The organism is Streptomyces sp. CB01201 (assembly GCF_002803085.1).
GTDB lineage: Bacteria > Actinomycetota > Actinomycetes > Streptomycetales > Streptomycetaceae > Streptomyces > Streptomyces hundungensis.
The window spans coordinates 112,843-131,816 of sequence record NZ_NNBJ01000020.1 but is presented as its reverse complement, the minus strand read 5'-3'; the positions used below and the strand labels follow the sequence as shown (position 1 = coordinate 131,816).

The window sequence follows — 18,974 nt, the reverse complement described above, 5'->3', positions numbered from 1 at the left end:
CGAACGGCGCCGCCCGGCCGGATCCATTCCGGCCGGGCGGCGCCGTTTCGCATGGCCGGGTGGCGGCATTCGGTGGTGCGCCCGCGCCGGGTTGATCACTATGGGGATGTTGACGAACGCCGGTCAGGGGCACTCGGGCAGTGGACGGGCCCAGTTCTCGTCCCCGTTCTCAGGTCCCAGGGAAAGGACGCACACCGTGGCACGACCGAGGATTCTCGTCGTAGGCGCCGGCTTCGCCGGAGTCGAATGCGTACGGCGCCTGGAACGCCGCCTCCAACCGGGAGAAGCGGAGATCTCCCTGGTCACCCCGTTCTCGTACCAGCTCTACCTGCCCCTGCTGCCCCAGGTCGCCTCGGGGGTGCTCACACCGCAGTCGGTGGCCGTCTCGCTGCGGCGCAGCGCCAAGCACCGCACCCGGATCATCCCGGGCGGCGCCATCGGAGTGGACCCCAAGGCGAAGATCTGCGTCATCCGCAAGATCACCGGCGAAACACTCGACCAGCCGTACGACTACATCGTTCTGGCCCCCGGCAGTGTGACCCGCACCTTCGACATTCCCGGCCTCGTCGAGAACGCCCGCGGCATGAAGACCCTCGCGGAGGCCGCCTACATCCGCGACCACGTCATCTCCCAGCTCGACCTGGCCGACGCCAGCGACGACGAGGACGAGCGGGCCTCCCGGCTGCGCTTCGTCGTGGTCGGCGGCGGTTACGCGGGCACCGAGACGGCCGCCTGCCTCCAGCGGATCACCACGAACGCGGTCAAGCGCTACCCGCGTCTCGACCCGCGCCAGATCAAGTGGCACCTCATCGACATCGCGCCCAAGCTCATGCCGGAACTGGGCGACAAGCTCGGCAAGGCCGCCCTGGAGATCCTCCAGAAGCGCGGTATCGAGGTGTCGCTGGGCGTCTCGATCGCCGAGGCGGGCCCGGACAAGGTCACCTTCACCGACGGCCGCGTACTGCCCTGCCGCACCCTCATCTGGACGGCGGGGGTGGCCGCAAGCCCCTTGGTGGGCACCCTCGGCGCGGAGACCGAGCGCGGCCGGCTCCTGGTCACCCCCGAGATGACCGTGCCCGGCATGGACGGCGTGTTCGCGCTCGGCGACGCGGCCGCGGTGCCCGACCTCGCCAAGGGCGAGGGCGCGTTCTGCCCGCCCACCGCACAGCACGCGATGCGCCAGGGCCCCAGGCTCGCCGACAACATCGTGGCCTCGCTGCGCAACCAGCCGCTCGCGCCCTACATCCACAAGGACCTCGGCCTGGTCGTGGACCTCGGCGGCCGCGACGCCGTGTCCAAGCCGCTCGGCATCGAGCTGCGCGGTCTGCCCGCCCAGGCGGTGGCCCGCGGATACCACTGGTCGGCGCTGCGCACCAACGTCGCCAAGACCAGGGTCCTGACCAACTGGATGCTGAACGCGGTCGCGGGCGACGACTTCGTGCGCACCGGCTTCCAGGCGCAGAAGGCCGCCACCTTGAAGGACTTCGAGTACACGGACGCCTATCTGACCCCGGAGCAGGTCCGCGCGCACACGGCCTCACTGACCGTACGAGGCTGAGGCGGGCGGCTCGGCCCTCGCCCCGCGCCGCCTCTCGCGGGCGAGGCGACGGCCGGACGCCGCGTACCACCGGAGTCCGACGACGGCCGCCAGGGCGATCTCCACCAGGTCGCCGCCGTAGTACATGAGCTCGGCGGCGGCCGCGAGGTCGGGCGCGCCGAAGCCGGTGCCGGGCGGGGGAGCCGCGTACAGGAGCTTGGCGAGAACGGCGTGCGCGGCTCCCGCGCCGACCAGCGCCGCCGATCTGGCGACGGTGCCCGGCCGGCGTGGCAGCGGGTCGAGCGCGCAGACGACGGAGGTGAACAGCAGCCCCGCCGCGAAGACATGCACCTGGACCAGGGCCGCGAGCCAGGGCCGTTCGTGTGCGGCCGCGAAGAGCGGGCCGCGGTACAGCAGCCACAGGCCGCCCACATCGAGCAGCGCGGCCACCGGCACACGGGTCAGCACCCCGATCGGACGCGAGCGCAGCACGGCGAGGAGAGCCCGGTGACCGCCCGCCGGCAGCGAGCGCAGCGCGAGCGTGACCGGACGGCCGAGGACGAGCAGCAGCGGGGCCGCCATCCCGGTGGCCAGGTGCTGGGCCATGTGGGCCGTGAAGGGGCCACCGGGCGGTGCGACGAGGGCCGCCGCCACCAGCCCGGCCGCCCCCGCCGTGAAGGAGAGGTCGCGCAGCGGCGACCAGCGGTCCCCGCGCCTTCGTAGCCGGGACGCCGCGAGCACATAGGCGACCGCCCCGCTCAGCGCGAGCCCGGCCGCGAGGAGTGCGAGCCGCCCGTCCTGCTGTTGATGCATCAAGAAGTGGCGCCAGAAGCTGAGTTGGGGCTACGGGCGGCGCCGAGGAGCAGGCCTGCTCCCGCACCGATGAACACCACGGCGAGGACGTTCCACGTCAGGTCGTACGGCACGAGGTCGACGTGGTACCTGATCTGGTGCAGCCCCATCAGCTTGTGCTGGACCGTGCCGTCGTAGAGCTGGAAGGCCCCCGTGCCGGCCAGGATGCCGCCGACGAGCGCGCGTGGCACCAGGGCCGCCCGATGGCGCAGGTCGGCGACCAGGACCAGGCCGATGACCACGGCGAACCAGCCGAAGGCGTGGAACAGGCCGTCGGAGACCAGGGCGACGCCCGGGGTGGAGCGGTCGTAGAAGTGGTGCCAGTGCAACAGCTGGTGGAAGACCGTCTCGTCGACGAAGGAGGCGATGCCCACGCCGATGAGCGCGCCCGACCAGGCCGTACGGGCCCGCAGCGGTCTGCCCCGCGAGGGCTGGGGAGGGGGCTGCGGAGGGCGCTGGGAAGCGGCGGGAGTCGCCATCGGGGGCACATCCTCGGGGAGTCTGCGGAAGATCGTCCGACGCGGAGCTGCACATCCTGTCCGCTGCCCGCACCCGTGGCGGGCAAGCGTTCGCATCAGGCCTTCCTGCTCCGTTCGGCGGATTCCGGCCTTCCTGCCCCGCTCCGGCGGCCTTCGGCGCGGAAGGCGGACGGCGCGGGGAAGATGGGGGGAGCCGACGGCGTTCGGCCAGAGGCCGGCCGAACCGGCCGGCCCGCAGGTTCACGGACGAAGGGACCCCAGCATGCCTCTCGACGGCGAGTACGAGCCGACCCCCACCGCATGGGTGCGCAAACAGGTCGAGCTCATCGAGCAATCCGGCGGAGCCAAGGGAATGTCGATGAACGGCATGCGGGTGGTCCTGCTGACGACGCGCGGCGCCAAGAGCGGCAAGCTGCGCAAGTCCCCCGTGATGCGGGTCGAGCACGACGGCCGGTACGCGGTGGTGGCCTCCCTCGGCGGCGCGCCCAAGAACCCGCTCTGGTACCACAACATCGTCGCCGACCCCCGCGTCGAGCTCCAGGACGGCACCGAACGGCAGGACATGACGGCCCGTGAGGTGACCGGCGAGGAGAAGGCCGAATGGTGGGAGCGCGCCGTCGCGGCGTTCCCCAACTACGCGGACTACCAGGAGAAGACGGACCGTGACATCCCCGTGTTCGTCCTGGAGGCGGTGCCCGGCGGCCACTGATCCCGTACGGGCGGGTGACTCGCGCACGGGCGCGGGTCCCCGCACGGGGCGCGGGTCCTGCGGCTGTGGCGCGCCGCAGGACCCGCGCGCTCGGCTCAGCCGGCCGTCGCCAGGGAGAGTGCGAACCGCCCGGCGGCGTCCGTCCACCAGTGGGTGGGCACGAATCCGGCCGCGCCCAACTCGGCCCGTACGCCCTCTTCGCGGAACTTGGCCGAGATCTCGGTGCGCAGTTCCTCGCCCGCCGTGAACGGGACCACCAGATCGAGCTCCGGGATCTTCACCACCACGTCGCGGCGGGCCCGCAGCCGCATCTCGATCCACTCCTCCTCGCGGTTCCACAGCGCCACGTGGTCGAAGTCGTCCGGGTCGAAGTCGGCGTCCAGTTCCCGGTCGATGACACTGAGCACGTTCTTGTTGAACGCGGCCGTCACCCCGGTGGGATCGTCGTAGGCGCGGACCAGGACGGATTCCTCCTTGACCAGGTCGGTCCCGATGAGCAGCGAATCGCCCGGGTCCATCAACTTCCGTACGGAAGTGAGGAATTCGGCCCGCTCGGCGGGCAGCAGATTCCCGATGGTGCCGCCGAGGAACGCGACGAGCCGGGGCCCCGGCGCCTCGGGCAGTTCGAGAACCCGGGTGAAGTCGGCGATCAGGGCGTGCACGCGCAGATCCGGGTGGTCGGCGAGCAGTCCTTCGGCCGCTCCGGCCAGCGCGCTCTCGCTCACGTCGACCGGGATGTAGGTGAGCGGCCCGGGCAGCGCGTCCAGGAGCAGCCGGGTCTTCTCCGAGGATCCCGAACCCAGTTCGACCAGGGTGTGCGCCCCGGTCGCGGCGGCGATGCCGGCGGCGCGCTCGGTGAGGATCTCCCGCTCGGCGCGGGTCGGGTAGTAGTCGGGAAGCCGGGTGATCTCCTCGAACAGCTCGCTGCCGCGGGCGTCGTAGAACCACTTCGGCGGAAGGGACTTGGGGGCCTGCGCCAGCCCGTGCAGCACATCGGCGCGCAGTGCGGCCCCGGTGGCGTCCTCGGGCAGGGTGCGGGTCAGCTGGAACGGGCGCACTACGGGGACTCCTTGAGGGGGGTGAGGAGGACATCGGTGCGGCTGGCGGTCAGCAGGGTGCGGTCGGGCACCTCGCGCCAGTGCGGATCGTCGTCGTAGGGCTCGGAGGCGACGACGGTGGAACGGCCGGGCTCGTGCCGATACCAGAGGGTGTCGCCCCAGGCGGTCGCCGCGATGGTCCCGCCGTCGGTGAGCAGCAGGTTCAGCCGCGAGCCGGGTGCCGCGGCGGCCAGTTCGACGACGGTGTCGGCCAGCGCCTGCCCGGGCTCGTCTCCGCTGTCCAGGCGGTTCAGGACCAGCGCCCATACGAACGCCGAGTCGCAGCGCGCCTCCAGGCGCAGCAGGGCTTCGGCGGGCAGTGCCGCGGCGAGCCCCGCCACGCTTGCGGGCCAGCCCCGCAGGGCGCCGTTGTGGCTGAACAGCCGGCGCCCGGCGGCGAACGGAGCGGCGGCCGCCTCGCCGTCCGCGCCCGGCTCGGTGGCGTCCCGGACCGCCGCGAGCAGCGTTCCGGTGCGCACCACCCGGGCCAGGTCCGCGAAGTTCGGGTCGGCCCAGATCGGCCCGGCCCGCCGGTAGCGGGCCGGTGCGGGGTCGCCCTCCGCGTACCAGCCGACTCCGAAGCCGTCGGCGTTGACCGTGCCGTAGCGCTGGCGGCGCGGCGCCCACGACTGCCGGTGCAGGCCGTGCGGCGGCCCCACGAGCAGCTCGCCGAGCGTCAAAGGCGGTCCTGTATAAGCAATATGACGGCACATCAGGCCGCGTCCCGTGCGGTACGGAAGCCCGCGAAGATCTGGCGGCGCACCGGCAGGTCCCAGTTGCGGAACGTCCCCCGGCAGGCGACCTCGTCGACGGAGAACGCTCCGCCGCGCAGCACCTTGTGCCCGGGGCCGAAGAACACCTCCGAGTACTCGCGATAGGGGAAGGCCACGAACCCCGGGTAGGGCAGGAAGTCGCTCGACGTCCACTCCCACACATCGCCCATCAACTGCCGCACGCCCAAGGGGGACTGACCCTCGGGGTAGGCGCCGGCGGAGGCGGGGCGCAGATGGCGCTGGCCGAGGTTGGCGTGGGCCGCGGTCGGGTCGCCGTCGCCCCAGGGGTAGCGGCGCGAGCGGCCCGAGGCCGGGTCGTGGCGGGCCGCCTTCTCCCACTCGGCCTCGGTCGGCAGGCGCCGCCCGGCCCAGCGGGCGTAGGCGTCGGCCTCGTACCAGCTGACGTGCAGGACGGGCTCGTCCAGCGGCACCGGCTCGGTCACCCCGAAGCGGCGCCGCAGCCACTGGCCGCCTTCCTGCCGCCAGAACAGCGGTGCGTCCAGAGCGTGTTCGCGGACCATCGCCCAGCCCGCCGGCTCCCACCAGCGCTCCTCGCGGTAGCCGCCGTCCGCCATGAAGCGGAGGTAGGCGCCGCAGGTCACCGGGGCCGTGTCGAGATGGAAGGCGGACACCGCGCGACGGTGGGCGGGGCGCTCGTTGTCCAGCGCCCAGGGCTCGGTCGAGGTGCCCATGGTGAACGGGCCGCCGGGGACGAGCACTTCGGCGGGCAGGCCGTCGGTGGTGCCGGTCGGCGGCTCGGGAGCGGTGAGCGCGACAGGGCCCGACCGCAGCTGATGGGTGATCAGCATGGTCTCGTCGTGCTGCTGTTCATGCTGGGCGATCATGCCGAAGGCGAAGGCGGCATCCGTCAGCGGGCCACCGCGCAGCGGGGTGCTCTCCAGCACGTCCAGGGCCCGGCCCCGCACATCGGCGGCGTACCGGCGCGCCTCGGCGGGGGCGAGCAGCGGCAGGGTGGGGCGGGCGGCGCGGGGATGCTCGAAGGCGTCGTAGAGGGAGTCGATCTCGGGCCGGATCGCGTCCTGGCCGGCGACGGCACGCAGCAGCCACTGCTCCTCCTGGTTGCCGATGTGCGCGAGGTCCCAGACGAGCGGGGACATCAACGGCGAGTGCTGCGCGGTCAGTTCGTGGTCGTCGACGGTGGAGGTGAGCGTGCCGGTGCGGGCGCGCGCAGCGGTGAGCGCTGTCAGGGCGCGGGCCCTGAGCAGCTCCGGGTCGGTCATGGGCTCAGGTCCTTCGGTGCGGCGGGCGAGGGGGTGTCGTCGGCCGGACATCGGCCCCGTACGACGTAGCGATCGGTGAAGTCGGCCACCCGGTCCAGAAGGTCCGGGGCGGCGCCGAGCCGGGGGAGCGCGCCGAGCGCCGCCGCGAAACAGGCCGTGGCCGCCTCGCGCAGCTCGGGGTCGGTGAGACCGTCGCGGGCCGCCGCGTGCCAGAGCGGATTGCGCGGCGCGGTCAGCGAACCGGCGCGCTCGGCCAGGGGTTTGACGGTCCGATAGGCGAACTCGGCGGCCTCCGGATCGTCGAAAAGCGCGGTGGTCACGGCGAGCGGCACGGTCCATCCGTGCTCGCCGGGCTGCGCGTCGATCATGCGCAGTTCCAGGTGGCCGCGCGGGCGGACCGGCGGGAACAGGGTGGTCAGGTGGTAGTCGAGATCGGTGCGGGTGGGTGGCCGCGGCGCCTTGGTGCGCAGCCACTGCCGGAACGTGAGGCCCGGCGGGGCGGACCACGGGCCGTGGTCGGACCGTACGCACATGACCGGGGCGTCCATCACGTGGGCCGCCCAGGACGCTCGCGGCGGGTCGTGGAGTGGCGGGGCGAGCGCGAACACCGGGTCGATGTCGGCCCAATTGGCCTGCCGGACCGAGCGCCAGCCGGTCGATCTGCCGTGCTGCACGGGGGAGTTGGCGAATGCGGCGACCAGGACCGGCCCCAGCAGATGGGCCATCAGCCAGCGCCGCCCGAAGCCGAGCGGGCCGGGCTCCTCGTACCCGGCGTCGAGGCAGACCTGCACGGAGGCCGAGGAGCACATCATGGCCCGGCCCGCGGGGCCCGTTCGGTCGAATCGGGCTTCCATGGCGTCGTACCGGGCCTCGCGCAGCATGCGGCGCGGGGGCTGCCAGGGTTCCTGGCCCAGACCGACGAGGGCGAGACCGCGTTCCTTGAGGGCGCCGCGGACCGCCATCAGATCCGCGGAGACGGTGGAGACGCACTCCATGAGGGATGCGGCGGGCAGCGAGCTGAGCTCAAGCTGACCGCCGGGTTCGACGGTGAGGGGCGTGCGCACCGGCAGCGTGCGCAGCGCCGCGTAAGCGGATCGGAGCCGGTCGTGCGGGACGGGGAGCCTGGGGTCGTGCAGATCGTGGACGAGCCATTCCAGCTCCACGCCCACCGTGCGTGGCGGACCCGTCTTGAAGCAGATACATCGCAGCAGGTCCTCGGCCTCTGTCTCGGTCAACTCACCTGCGGTCATGGGCGGATGTCCGCCTTTCCGGGGGGCTCGGATACACCTGGCGTCTCACCTAAGTCTTCGCCGCCGCCGCGCACAAGAGCGCCTCCCCGGGCGGATATTCGATTGCGACAATCTTTCGCACACGTTCACGATGCCGTTCATGAGTGTACGATTGCGCGCGATTGCCCGCCACACGGTGGAGATCACCGACATCGGCCGGTACGCGACCGGAAGCGGCCGTACGGTCTCGATCGCCGAGCCGGTGGCGGCCGCCCTCGCCGGAACCACCCTGCACGGTCCGGACCCGGTCCCCGTCACCCCCGACCGCGATCGCGCGACCCGGATCGAGGTCACCCCGGAGAGCAGCCTCGACGCGGCCCGGCGGATGGTGGACGAGGACGGCACGGGCAGGGTCGCGGTACTCACCTTCGCCTCCGCACGCAACCCCGGCGGCGGTTTCCTCAACGGAGCCCAGGCCCAGGAGGAGGCGCTCTGCCGCTCCTCCGCCCTGTACGCCACGCTGCTGCGCGTCCCGGACTTCTACGCCCACCACCGGGCCGACCGGGATGTGTTCTACACCGACCGGGTCATCCACTCGCCCGGCGTCCCGGTGTTCCGCGACGACCGCGGCCGGTTCCTTGAGACGCCCTACCAGGTGGGCTTCCTGACCTCGCCGGCGCCGAACGCGGGAGTGATCAGATCCCGTACGCCCGAAGCCGTGCCCCGCATCGGGCCCGTCCTGGACGCGCGGGCCGAACGGGTCCTGGAGACGGCGGCCCTGCACGGCTACCGGCGTCTGGTGCTCGGCGCCTGGGGCTGCGGGGTGTTCCGCAACGACCCGGCGCGGGTGGCCGGGGCCTTCCGCACCCACCTGACGGGACAGGGCCGGTTCGCGGCCCATTTCGACGAGGTCGTCTTCGCGGTCCTCGACCGGAGCAGCGAGCGGGCCACGTTGCGTGCGTTCGAACGCGCCTGGAAATAGCGGTGCGCGCGGAGCCCCTGCGCCCGGGCCGAGGCCCCCGCCCGGAGCGGTGGCGGCGGGCAGGGGCCTCGGCCCGCAACGAGGCGGTCTAGCGCCAGCCGTACCGCTCCCGCAGCCGCTGCGCGACCACGGCGAAGCGGGGCAGGTCCAGAGCGCAGGCCTCGCGGCGCATGCCCTGTTCGTGCAGTCGCAGCACCCGGTCGAGGTCGACCCAGGACTCGCGGCCCTCCCGGTCCCACGGGCCGACGCCGATCGGCACCCATTCGCGGTCGTGGTCGTGCCGCTTGCTGGACAGCTGCACGGCGAGCAGCGTGCCGGCCGCCTCGCGGGCCACGACGAGCACCGGCCGGTCCTTGCCCCGCCCGTCGTTCTCCTCGAACGGCACCCATGTCCACACGATCTCGCCGGGATCGGGGTCCCCGTCGCGGTCGGGGGCGTAGTCCATGCGCACGGCCGCCACGTCATGGGGATCGGCCTGGCTGGTGGCGCTCGGGCCGCTCTGGCCGGGCAGCGGCGGGCGGTCGGTGTGGTCGTCGAGATAAGCGGTCATCCGGACACCGTAGGGCCTGTACGGCCCAATGCGTGGAGCGGGTGGGCCGGCCGGGCCGCAGGCTCGGACGCATGGCCCTCCGCTCCGCCGCCCGAACGCGCCTCGCCGCCCTGTGCGCCACCGCCGCGACCCTGACCGCCCTCCTCCACTCCCCGGCACGCGCCGGAGAACCGCTCCCGCCGGCCCTGCCGCGCACCGTCTCCGGCTGGCTTCCGTACTGGGACCAGGAGGGCGCGTACGCCGATGTGCTGCGGCACGCCGCCCAACTGCACACCGTCAGCCCGTTCTGGTACCAGGCGAAGGCGGCCGACCGGATCGACGGCCACCCCGGCGCGGGCGAGACCCGCATCATCGACGGCCTGCACCAGGCGGGCATCAAGGTCGTGCCGACCGTCATGGAGACGCTGAAGGCGGGCGAACTGGCGGAGATCCTCACGGACCCGGCCACGCGGACCACCCATGTGGAGGCGCTGCTCGCCCTGGTGCGCAGCCGGGCGTACGACGGGATCGACATCGACTACGAGTCGATCGCCCCGACCGGCGAGGCCGACTACCTCACGGTGCGCGCCGCCTACGCCGCCTTCGCCGGCGAACTGTGCGGCCGACTGCGCGCGTTGGCCAAGAGCTGCGTGCTCACGGTGTCCCCGCAGACCGCGACCACCGGACGGATCTGGGACTACGCGGCGCTCGGCCGGGTCGCGGACCGGGTCCGCATCATGGGGTACGACCTGCACTGGCGGGGCGGCGAAGCGGGCCCGCTGGCCAGCCCCCGGTGGTACGACGACATCCTGCGCCGGGCCACCGCGCTGATCCCCGCCGACCGCCTGGAAATGGGCGTGCCCGCGTACGGCTGGGACTGGGTGGAAGGCGGGAAGACCCGCCACGTGACCTGGAAGGAGGCCGAGGCCCTGCGCGCGGCGAAGGGCGCCCCGTACCGTCTCGACCCCGATTCCGGCACGCCCCACTTCACCTACGAGGAGGACGGCGCCGTCCGGCAGGTCTGGTACCAGGACGCGGCGGGCATCACCGCGGACCTGCCGGTCCTGAGCCGCTACGGCGTCCACCACACCGCGATCTGGGCCCTCAATTTCGAGGACCCCGCGGTGTGGCCGGTCCTGGGACGGGCCTGAACATGGCCGGATCCGGCTGGAGTTGGAGTCAGAGTCAGCGTTGGAGTCAGAGTTGGAGTTCGGAACGGATGGGCAGGGCGAGCGCGAGCCCCGGTCAACCGCCCGCCACCGTCGCCGTCGGTACGTTCCACCCGGACACCCGCAGCCGCGGCGCCGCACCGTGCAGGTCCGTGGTGCGGTAGGTCGCGGTCAGGGTCGCCGATTCGCCGGGCCACAGGGTCACCTGGTTGTCCGACCAGCGGACCGGCAGGACCGGGGTGCCCTTCGGGTCCACCAGGTGTACGTCCGTGAGGAGCGCCGGGGCCGGACCGGGGCCCGTGTTCCGCAAGGTCACCGTCGTCGTCGACGTGCCGTCCGTGCCCGTCGTGGTCACGCCCGACGCGGTCACCTCCGCCTTCGGCATCGCCGCCAGGCCCGTGAGGTCGGCGTAGGTCGTGGTGGGGGTGTGGAACCAGTCGGTGTGGGCGTAGTCGAGCGTGTCGGGCTCGGTGGAGAGCCAGTACACATTGCGGCTCACCTCCCGGCCCGAGCCGTCGCTGAGGACGAGCTTCGCCAGATAGGTCGCCGGGAGGCCGCCCACCGAGGCGGGAACCGTCAGAGCCGTGGTGCTCGCGCCGTCGCCGGCGACGTTCAGGCCCGTCGCGGTCCGGTCGTACTTCCGGATGCCTTCGGGAGTGAACAGCGAGACGCGCGCGGTCAGTCCGGAGGCCGCGGCCGGACGGCTGTTGACCACGGTCACCGCACGGTTGTCGTAGGAGTACTGGATGTGCAGCGGCTCGTTCGCCTTCTTCGCGCCGAAGTAGGCGCCGCCCTGGTCCAGATAACGGTCCGTCAACTGCCAGTGCAGGGAGGTCCACCCGCTGTTGAACATCCAGTACACGACGCCGGTCGAGGGCTTCGAGGCGTCCTTGGCGTTGCGGCCGTACGCCTCGAACTGGGCCCGTACGTTCTCGTACTGCGCGAGCTGCGCCTTGCGCACGTAGTCGTCGAGGCCGGCCGGGGCGCCGTAGCGCCCGGCCAGGGCGTCGTCGTACAGCTTGAGCGTGGCGAAGGTGGCCGAGGGGGAGCGGTGGTACTGCTTCGCCGAGGGGGACCGCCACAGGGTGTCGAGCTCGGCCGGCGACAGCATGCGACGCAGGGTGTCGAGCGTGGGGATGTCAGGGCCCGCGCTGGTCTCGGAGTTGAAGCCGGTGGCTCCGCCCTCCTGCTTGTTGTACCAGTAGACGGGCGGCACCCAGTCGTAGGGCCCGGTCATCTTCATGCCCGAACTGCCGCTGATGGGAGCCGCGTTGTCGGACGCGGCGGCGATCACCGGCGTCGACCAGTCCGCCGCGCCCAGTGCATCGGCATACGTCTTCTCGATCGTCCTGTCCGGCGCGAAGTCGCTGCCGATCAGGAAGGAGATCACGCTGGGGTGGTCGCGCAGACGGGCCGCCTCCGCGGCCATGGACGCCTTCGCGACCGGGTAGTCGGCCGCCGTCCAGGGCTCGCCCGTCTCGGCGCCGTTGACCTGGCCCTCCCATTTGTCGCAGCACTCCCAGCCGGGCAGGGTGAGAACGCCGTAGCGGTCGGCCAGTTCGAAGAACTCGTCCGGCTCGATGTGCCCCTCCAGACGGATGGTGTTGAGCCCCAGGTCCAGGGCGTACCTGAGCCGGTCCTCCGCATAGGTGCGGTCCCAGCGCAGATACTCGTCGGGGGACCAGCCACCGCCCTTGATCAGGAGCGGACGCCCGTTGATCGCGTACTGGCGGGCTCCCGCCGCGTTGAGCGGAGCCTTCACATCGCGGATGCCGAACGACTCGTGGGCGGTGTCGGAGGTGCGGGACGCGACCGTCGCGGTCAGGTCGAGGGCGTAGAGCGGCTGGCCGCCCATGCCCGCCGGCCACCACACCTGTGGTGTCCTCAGGCGGAGTCGGGGGTGGGTGACGGGAGTGAAGGTGACCGGTTTCGACTCGTGCGGGGCGAGCCCCACGTCCTGGCTGAAGGAGATGTCACCGATCGTGCCGGAGACCGTCGCGGTGACCGGGGCCGCCGATTCGTTGCGGACCCGGGCCTTCACGGTCAGTTCGGCCGAGGACAGCGACGGCACCGTGAGCGCCGTCACCACATGCGCGTCCCGCAGCGCGACCGGGCCGCCGCGCCGGATCAGCACATCGCGGACGATCCCCATGTTCTCGTCGGGCGGCGGTTGCAGCCAGTCGATCCAGCCCATCGTGAGGTTCTTGGCGGGGTCGTTGGGCTGGATGCGGAAGGCCACCGTGTTCGTGCCCGCCCTCACCAACTCGCTCACATCCAGCTCGTGTCGGGTGTAGGCCCCGGTGACGGCGCTCCTGTCGGCGACCTGCTTGCCGTTGACGAAGACATCGGCCGCCGAGATCACGCCGCTGAAGTCGAGGTAGGTGCGCGGTGCGGTGTCGGCGACGGTGAAGTCCGAGCGGTACCACCAGGGGACCGCGAAGTCCGCCTTCGGGATCTTCTGCTGGTCGGTCGAGTAGAAGGGGTCGCCGTACTTGCCTGCCGCGAGCAGCGCGGCGAGGACCGTGGAGCGGGCGCCTGCCGGGTACCAGCCCGCCGTCGAGTAGCCGGGGCTCGACACGGCCGCCGCCGGGTCGGCGACCTCGGCCGTCGACCGGATGGCGTACCCGGCGAGCGGGGTCGCGCGGCCCGGGGCCGGGTCGACCGGCGTGGCGGGGGTATGCACGGGGTGGGCGCCGGTCGGGGCCGACGGGGTTCCGGCGGTCAGGGCGAGGAGCAGCCCGAGTACCGCGACGGCGGCGGTCTTCGGGCGGGTGGAGACGGGGCGGTGGAACACGGTGGTCTCCCAGGGGGCTGGTCGGGACTTCCGCGCATCGCTACAGGTGCTTGTTCAGGTGTCTGTTCGGGTGCTTGCCCATGAGGTGGCAAGTAAAGGAACTTAACTAACTTCCTGAGGAAGCTAGAGGCGGTGATAGGGGCATGTCAATCACAGGCCTGAGGGGTGACGCGGTGTCCTCAGTGCGCCGAGCGACGCTCGAAGGCCACGTCCCGTGCCGTGCCGAGCGCCGTTGCCACCGCGCCGAGCAGCACCGCGTCCTCGCCGAGCGAACTCCGCGCCAGCTTCGGCCGCAGCGGGGTGAGCGCCCGCAGCGTCTCGCGCACGGGCCGGAGCAGCAGGTCCGCGCTGTGGCCGACGCCGCCGCCGAGTATCACGAGGTCGGGGTCGAGAACGGCCGCGACCACCGCGACGGTGTGCGCGATCCGTTCGCCCTCCAGCCGAACCGCCTTGACGGCGGCGGCCGTTCCGGCCCGCGCCGCGTCGAAGACGTCCTTCGCGGTGAGCGGGCCCGCCATGCCGAGCGAGCGGGCGGCCGCGACGACCGCGTCGCCGGAGACCGCGTCCTCCAGGGTGTCCGGCTGCTGGCCGCCCGGCCACGGCAGGAAACCGATCTCGCCCGCCCCGCCGTGCGCGCCGATGAAGAGCTGGCCCTCGCTGACCACGCCCATGCCGAGACCGGTGCCGATCATGACGTAGACGAAGAGCCTGCTGCCCGCCCCGATGCCGAAGGTGTACTCGCCGAGGGCCGCCAGATTGGCGTCGTTGTGCACGGCCAGTGGGATGCCGAGCCGCTCCCGCATCTGGTCGAACAGGCCCGGCCTGCCCCAGCCCGGCAGGTGCTGGGCGTAGCGGACCCGCCGCTTCTCGGCGTCGTACACGCCCGGCGTGCCGACCACCGCCTGGGCGACCTTGTCCGCGTCCACGCCCGAACCCTCGACGAGCCGGTGGGCGCTGGTGACGACGAGATCGGCCATGCCGGCCGAGGTGCGCGCGTGGTTGCGGACCTCGGAGCGGGCCACCACCGTGCCGTCGAGGTCGGCCAGGGCGATCCGCAGCCAGGCCCGGCCGATGTCGATGCCCAGCGCGTAACCGGCCGTCGGGTCCGGCGCGTACAGCACGGCGGCCCGGCCGCGCTCGGGGGTCATCGTGCCCGCCTCGCGGACCAGGCCGGCCGCTTCGAGGGAGGCGAGCGCACTGGACACGGTGGGCTTGGAGAGGCCGGTGTCACGGGCGAGCTGGGCCCGGGAGGCCGGACCCTCGGCGCGCAGCCGGTCGAGCAGCAGGCGCTCGTTGGAACTGCGCTGGCGCTGTGGGTTCCAGGGCAGGTCGCCACCCTCGTCGCTGCTGGTCATCGCATCATTCTCACGCATCGGTCCGAGCTGCTCACTGACGACCCCTTGACGGTGAAAGTAAAGGTACTTAACTTAAGCACGCCCAACGTCGAGGGGAATCCCTGCGCCACGCGTCGGCAGTAGCTTCCTTATCCAGACATCAGCCCAGGGAGGACCGCGTGTCCGCAACCCCTCCGCCCTCCGGCGGCTTCGTCCGCCGGATCGGACTCTTCCAGGCCACCGCCATCAACATGAGCCAGATGTGCGGCATCGGCCCCTTCGTGACCATTCCCCTGATGGTCGCCGCCTTCGGCGGCCCCCAGGCCGTCATCGGGTTCGTGGCGGGCGCGGTCCTCGCGCTCGCGGACGGTCTGATCTGGGCCGAGCTCGGCGCCTCGCTGCCGGGCTCCGGCGGCAGCTACGTCTATCTGCGCCAGGCCTTCCAGTACCGCACGGGCCGCCTCATGCCGTTCCTCTTCGTGTGGACGGCGATGCTCTTCATCCCGCTCGCCATGTCCACCGGCGTCGTCGGGTTCGTGCAGTACCTCGGCTATCTCGCCCCGGACCTCGGCAGGACCGCCGGCGACCTGATCGGACTCGGCATCATCGCGCTCGTGGTGCTGCTGCTGTGGCGGGGGATCGAGAACATCGCCCGGATCACCGCCGTGATGTGGGTGGTGATGATCGCCTCCGTGGGCCTGGTGATCCTCGCCGCCGCCACCGACTTCAGCCCCCACCTCGCCTTCCACTACCCCTCCGGCGCCTTCGCGTTGACGAGCAGTCACTTCTGGATCGGCTTCGCGGCCGGGCTCACCATCGGGATCTACGACTACCTCGGGTACAACACCACCGCCTACATGGGCGCGGAGATCAAGGACCCGGGCCGCACCCTGCCGCGCTCCATCATCTACTCCATCTTCGGCATCATGGCGATCTACCTGCTGCTCCAGATCGGCACCCTCGGCGTGATCGACTACCACCGGATGCTGGACCCGAACGACATCGCCTCCTCGTCCGTCGCCTCCGCCGTACTGGAGAAGGCCTGGGGCAGGACCGCCGCCGACGTGGTGACCGTCCTCATCCTCATCACCGCCTTCGCCTCGGTGTTCGCCGGACTCCTCGGCGGCTCGCGGGTCCCGTACGACGCCGCGCGCGACAAGGTGTTCTTCCGCCCCTACGCCAAGCTGCACCCGCGGCACCGCTTCCCGATGCTGGGCCTGGCCACCATGGGCGTCATCACCGCCATCGGCTTCATGATCGGCCGCCGCACCGATCTGACCACCCTCATCCAGCTGCTCACCACGGTGATGGTCATCGTGCAGGCGCTCGCGCAGATCCTCGCCGTGACGGTCCTGCGCAAGCGCCAGCCCGCACTGCGCCGCCCGTACCGGATGTGGCTCTATCCGCTGCCGAGTCTGGTCGCCCTGGTCGGCTGGCTCACCATCTACGGCTACTCCGACAAGAACTCGCCGGGCCGCCATCCCATCGAGTGGTCGCTCGCCTGGCTGGCGCTCGGCTGTGTGGCCTTCGTGCTGTGGGCGCGCTTCGAGAAGGTCTGGCCGTTCGGGCCGCGCGAGATCCACGAGGAGTACCTCGACCAGCAGGCCGCGGAGACGCTGGCGGCCTGAGCGGATACGGCGGTCGGCTCCCCTCCGGCAACCGGAGGGGAGCCAACTTGCCTTCACGTGAGTCTAGTTGCGCGACCCGTTGACCTCCTCGGTGATCGGTACGGGCGTCGAGCGGGGCGACGGAGCGGCCGGGGACTGCCCGGTCGGGGCCTCCCCGTTCTGGTTCATCGACGCGAGCAGCTGACGTGCGAGGCCAAGCCCGGTGCCGCCCATCGTCAGCGCCTTCGCGAACATCTCCGACATGCCCTCGGCGCCGTTGAGCAGCACCATGTGCTCCACATTGCCGAAGGCGGAGGCACCCGCCTCCACGATCTGCGGCCAGTTCTCGGCGAGTTGCTGGGCGACCACGGCCTCCTGGTTCTCCGCGAGGGCCGCCGCCCGCGCCTTGATGGCCTCGGCCTCCGCAAGGCCCTGCGCCTTCGCCGACTCGGCCTGCGCGAGGCCCCGGGCCTGCGTCGCCGCCGCCTCGGCCTCGCCCGTCGCCCGGGTCGCCTTCGCGGCCGCGAGCCCGCGCGCCTCGGTGGCCTGGGCCTCGGCGGCCGCGGCCGCCTTCACCCGGGTCGCCTCGGCCGCGGCGGCGAGTTCGGTCTCCTTGGCCTTGGCCTGCGCGGCCGAGATGCGGGCATCCCGCTCGGCCTCGGCCAGCGTGCGCTTCTCGTACGCCTGGGCGTCGGCCGGCTTGCGTACGTCCGCCTGGAGCTGCTGCTCGCGGCGGTGGGCCTCCAGCTCGGCGACCCGGGTCTCCTGCACCACCACCTCCTGGCGGGCGGCGGCGTCCGCGAGCGGGCCCGCCTGGCGCGAACTGGCCGCGGCCTTGTCCCGCTCGGCCTGGTAGCCGGCCTGGAGGATCTCGCTGTCCCGGGTCGCCTCCGACATCCGCGCGAACGCGGCCTGTTCGGCCTCGGTCGCCCGCAGGTTGGCCTCGGCCTGCGCGATCCGCGCGTCCCGCTGCACCGCGGCGGCGTGCGGCATCGCCAGGTTCTTGATGTAACCGGTCGGATCCTCGATCTCGTGGATCTGCAGCGAGTCGACGATCAGGCCCAGCTTCTCCATCTCCGTACCGCAGGCCGCCCGGGTCTGCCCGGTGAGCTTCTCGCGGTCCCGGATCATGTCCTCGACCGTCAACCCGCCCACGATGGAACGGAGATGACCGGCGAAGACGTTGTGCACCCGGTCCGACATCATCTTCTGCTGGTCGAGGAAGCGGCGGGCCGCGTTCGCGATCGACACGAAGTCGTCGCCCACCTTGAAGATGACCACGCCGCGCACCCGCAGCGGAATGCCCTGCTGGGTCACACAGTCCACCGACAGCTCGGTCTCGTTGAGATCGAGCGACAGTTTCCTGACGGCCTGCACACCGGGCAGTACCAGGGTCCCCCGACCGGTCACGATCCGGAACCCCATGCCCTCGCCGAGCCCCTCGGTCCGGTGCTTGGACCCGGAGATGACGAGTGCTTCGTTCGGTTCGGCCACCCGCCACATGAGCTTGAACAGGCCGACCAGAACGATGATGGCGGCGAGAACGAGTCCCGCCGCGACGCCGATGACCATCGGCATGCGCCCCCTTCACGCAGTGCCGCTCGGCACTGACGAGGGGAGTGTGCTCCTGGCCGCCGTTGGCGGGAAGACGCTGACGTTTCCTTGTCGCAATCTTGATACGCACCGGTGAACGCGCAGGTGAGGAGTGCGTCAACGTGAGCCGGGGAGTGCTCAGTTGTCGTATGCGGCCATCACGTAGACCGTGCGCGGAGGCAGATATTCCACCACCGTCACCACCGTCCCCGTCTCCAGCCGGCCGGTGCCCGGCGCGGGGTGGGCCAGGAAGTGCTCGGCCCCGCCCCGGATCCTGACGATGACCTCACCCACGAGCCCGGGCCCCACCGTTCCGGACACCCGGCCGGGCAGTCCCACCATGTCCTCGCTCATCGGGGGAGCGTAACGGACCGGCCGGGCAGCCCGTGCGGGTGCGGCATACCGTATGGCCCATGACGCAGAACGACGGCGACCTGGACAGTCTGGTACGCAAACGGATCCGCGCCCTGCGGCTGGCCCAGGGCTGGTCCCTCGACGAGCTGGCCTCGCGGGCCAACCTCAGCCAGTCCACGCTCAGCCGGATCGAGAACGGGCAGCGCCGCCTCGCCCTGGACAGCCTGGTCACCCTGGCCCGCGCCCTGGACACGACGCTGGACCAGCTCGTGGAGACCGCCGCCGAGGACGTCATCATCAGCCCGACGGTCGACGCCACCCGAGGACAGCTGCGCTGGCCCGTCAAGGCGGATCCCGGCATGAGCGTCATCCGCCAGCGCATGACCGAGCCGCCGCCCGACAGCCCCGCGCGGATGCGCGCCCATCCCGGCCGGGAGTGGCTCGTCGTCCTGTCCGGCACCGCGGTCCTGCTGCTCGGCAACCGCCGCATCAGGGTGGAGACGAACCAGGCCGCGGAGTTCCCCACGATGCTGCCGCACGCCATGGGTGCCGAGGGCGGCCCCTGCGAGGTCCTCGGCATCTTCGACCGGGACGCCCGGCGCGGCCACCAGCGTGCCGAGAGCGGTGGCGAGAACGGCGGCGGGACCGGTGGCGAGAGGCCCGCCTGACGAGTCGGGGCGTCGCAGGTCAGCGGG

The 18,974-nt window shown here is 72.0% G+C and carries 17 protein-coding genes; 6 read left to right on the top strand and 11 right to left on the bottom strand.

What is annotated here, in order from left to right; translation table 11 throughout:
* Positions 1–196: 196 nt before the first annotated feature.
* Complete coding sequence (locus CG740_RS32750; RefSeq protein WP_199846639.1) at positions 197–1,558, top strand: NAD(P)/FAD-dependent oxidoreductase; 1,362 nt, start codon at positions 197–199, stop codon at positions 1,556–1,558.
* On the opposite strand, the gene CG740_RS32745 is transcribed toward CG740_RS32750, so the two are convergent.
* On the bottom strand, positions 1,538–2,350 hold the full coding sequence (locus CG740_RS32745; protein ID WP_100578940.1) for a cytochrome c oxidase assembly protein: 813 nt from the start codon (positions 2,348–2,350) through the stop codon (positions 1,538–1,540). The two genes, CG740_RS32750 and CG740_RS32745, sit on opposite strands and share 21 nt — an antisense overlap.
* Positions 2,350–2,868 carry a DUF2243 domain-containing protein gene (locus CG740_RS32740; RefSeq protein WP_100578939.1) on the bottom strand — a complete coding sequence of 173 codons (519 nt, stop codon included), beginning with the start codon at positions 2,866–2,868 and terminating at the stop codon, positions 2,350–2,352. Before CG740_RS32740 ends, CG740_RS32745 begins: the two co-directional genes overlap by 1 nt.
* A gap of 262 nt (positions 2,869–3,130) precedes the next feature.
* Here CG740_RS32740 and CG740_RS32735 point away from each other — a divergent pair, with 262 nt between their 5' ends.
* The gene (locus tag CG740_RS32735) at positions 3,131–3,577 is read left to right on the top strand and encodes a nitroreductase family deazaflavin-dependent oxidoreductase (RefSeq protein ID WP_100578938.1); all 447 of its coding nucleotides are present in this window, start codon (positions 3,131–3,133) and stop codon (positions 3,575–3,577) included.
* A gap of 95 nt (positions 3,578–3,672) precedes the next feature.
* Here the strand turns inward: CG740_RS32735 and egtD are convergent, their stop codons facing one another.
* Genes egtD through egtA form a run of 4 tightly spaced genes read right to left on the bottom strand, consistent with a single transcriptional unit; the run spans position 3,673 to position 7,938 of the window.
* Positions 3,673–4,635: an L-histidine N(alpha)-methyltransferase gene (egtD, locus tag CG740_RS32730; RefSeq protein WP_100578937.1), complete on the bottom strand. Its 963-nt coding sequence runs from the start codon at positions 4,633–4,635 to the stop codon at positions 3,673–3,675.
* On the bottom strand, positions 4,635–5,387 hold the full coding sequence (gene egtC / locus CG740_RS32725; RefSeq protein WP_100578936.1) for an ergothioneine biosynthesis protein EgtC: 753 nt from the start codon (positions 5,385–5,387) through the stop codon (positions 4,635–4,637). The genes egtD and egtC overlap by 1 nt, the downstream gene beginning before the upstream one ends.
* Positions 5,387–6,688, bottom strand: coding sequence for an ergothioneine biosynthesis protein EgtB (egtB, locus tag CG740_RS32720; protein ID WP_100578935.1), 1,302 nt, complete (start codon positions 6,686–6,688; stop codon positions 5,387–5,389). Before egtB ends, egtC begins: the two co-directional genes overlap by 1 nt.
* On the bottom strand, positions 6,685–7,938 hold the full coding sequence (egtA, locus tag CG740_RS32715; RefSeq protein WP_100578934.1) for an ergothioneine biosynthesis glutamate--cysteine ligase EgtA: 1,254 nt from the start codon (positions 7,936–7,938) through the stop codon (positions 6,685–6,687). The genes egtB and egtA overlap by 4 nt, the downstream gene beginning before the upstream one ends.
* Before the next feature lie 139 nt (positions 7,939–8,077).
* On the opposite strand from egtA, the gene CG740_RS32710 reads away from it, so the two are divergent.
* A complete protein-coding gene (locus CG740_RS32710; protein ID WP_100578964.1) occupies positions 8,078–8,899 on the top strand; it encodes a TIGR02452 family protein in 822 nt (273 codons plus the stop codon).
* Positions 8,900–8,987: 88 nt separating this feature from the next.
* Here CG740_RS32710 and CG740_RS32705 read toward each other — a convergent pair whose 3' ends face one another.
* Entirely contained in the window at positions 8,988–9,449 is a 462-nt protein-coding gene (locus tag CG740_RS32705; RefSeq protein WP_199846638.1) for a type II toxin-antitoxin system PemK/MazF family toxin, read from the bottom strand.
* A gap of 71 nt (positions 9,450–9,520) precedes the next feature.
* On the opposite strand from CG740_RS32705, the gene CG740_RS32700 reads away from it, so the two are divergent.
* On the top strand, positions 9,521–10,579 hold the full coding sequence (locus CG740_RS32700) for a glycosyl hydrolase family 18 protein (protein ID WP_100578933.1): 1,059 nt from the start codon (positions 9,521–9,523) through the stop codon (positions 10,577–10,579).
* A 94-nt stretch (positions 10,580–10,673) separates the two neighbouring features.
* Here the strand turns inward: CG740_RS32700 and CG740_RS32695 are convergent, their stop codons facing one another.
* Positions 10,674–13,391 carry a glycoside hydrolase family 2 protein gene (locus CG740_RS32695; RefSeq protein ID WP_100578932.1) on the bottom strand — a complete coding sequence of 906 codons (2,718 nt, stop codon included), beginning with the start codon at positions 13,389–13,391 and terminating at the stop codon, positions 10,674–10,676.
* Positions 13,392–13,570: 179 nt separating this feature from the next.
* A complete protein-coding gene (locus tag CG740_RS32690) occupies positions 13,571–14,746 on the bottom strand; it encodes an ROK family transcriptional regulator (RefSeq protein WP_100578931.1) in 1,176 nt (391 codons plus the stop codon).
* 158 nt (positions 14,747–14,904) lie between these two features.
* Here CG740_RS32690 and CG740_RS32685 point away from each other — a divergent pair, with 158 nt between their 5' ends.
* Entirely contained in the window at positions 14,905–16,353 is a 1,449-nt protein-coding gene (locus CG740_RS32685; protein WP_100578930.1) for an APC family permease, read from the top strand.
* A 63-nt stretch (positions 16,354–16,416) separates the two neighbouring features.
* Here CG740_RS32685 and CG740_RS32680 read toward each other — a convergent pair whose 3' ends face one another.
* Both CG740_RS32680 and CG740_RS32675 read right to left on the bottom strand, forming a co-directional pair.
* Positions 16,417–17,910 carry a flotillin family protein gene (locus tag CG740_RS32680; RefSeq protein WP_100578929.1) on the bottom strand — a complete coding sequence of 498 codons (1,494 nt, stop codon included), beginning with the start codon at positions 17,908–17,910 and terminating at the stop codon, positions 16,417–16,419.
* 153 nt (positions 17,911–18,063) lie between these two features.
* Positions 18,064–18,267, bottom strand: a complete 204-nt coding sequence (locus tag CG740_RS32675; protein WP_100578928.1) for a hypothetical protein — start codon at positions 18,265–18,267, stop codon at positions 18,064–18,066.
* A gap of 71 nt (positions 18,268–18,338) precedes the next feature.
* Here CG740_RS32675 and CG740_RS32670 point away from each other — a divergent pair, with 71 nt between their 5' ends.
* Entirely contained in the window at positions 18,339–18,947 is a 609-nt protein-coding gene (locus CG740_RS32670; RefSeq protein ID WP_100578927.1) for a helix-turn-helix domain-containing protein, read from the top strand.
* Positions 18,948–18,974: the final 27 nt, after the last annotated feature.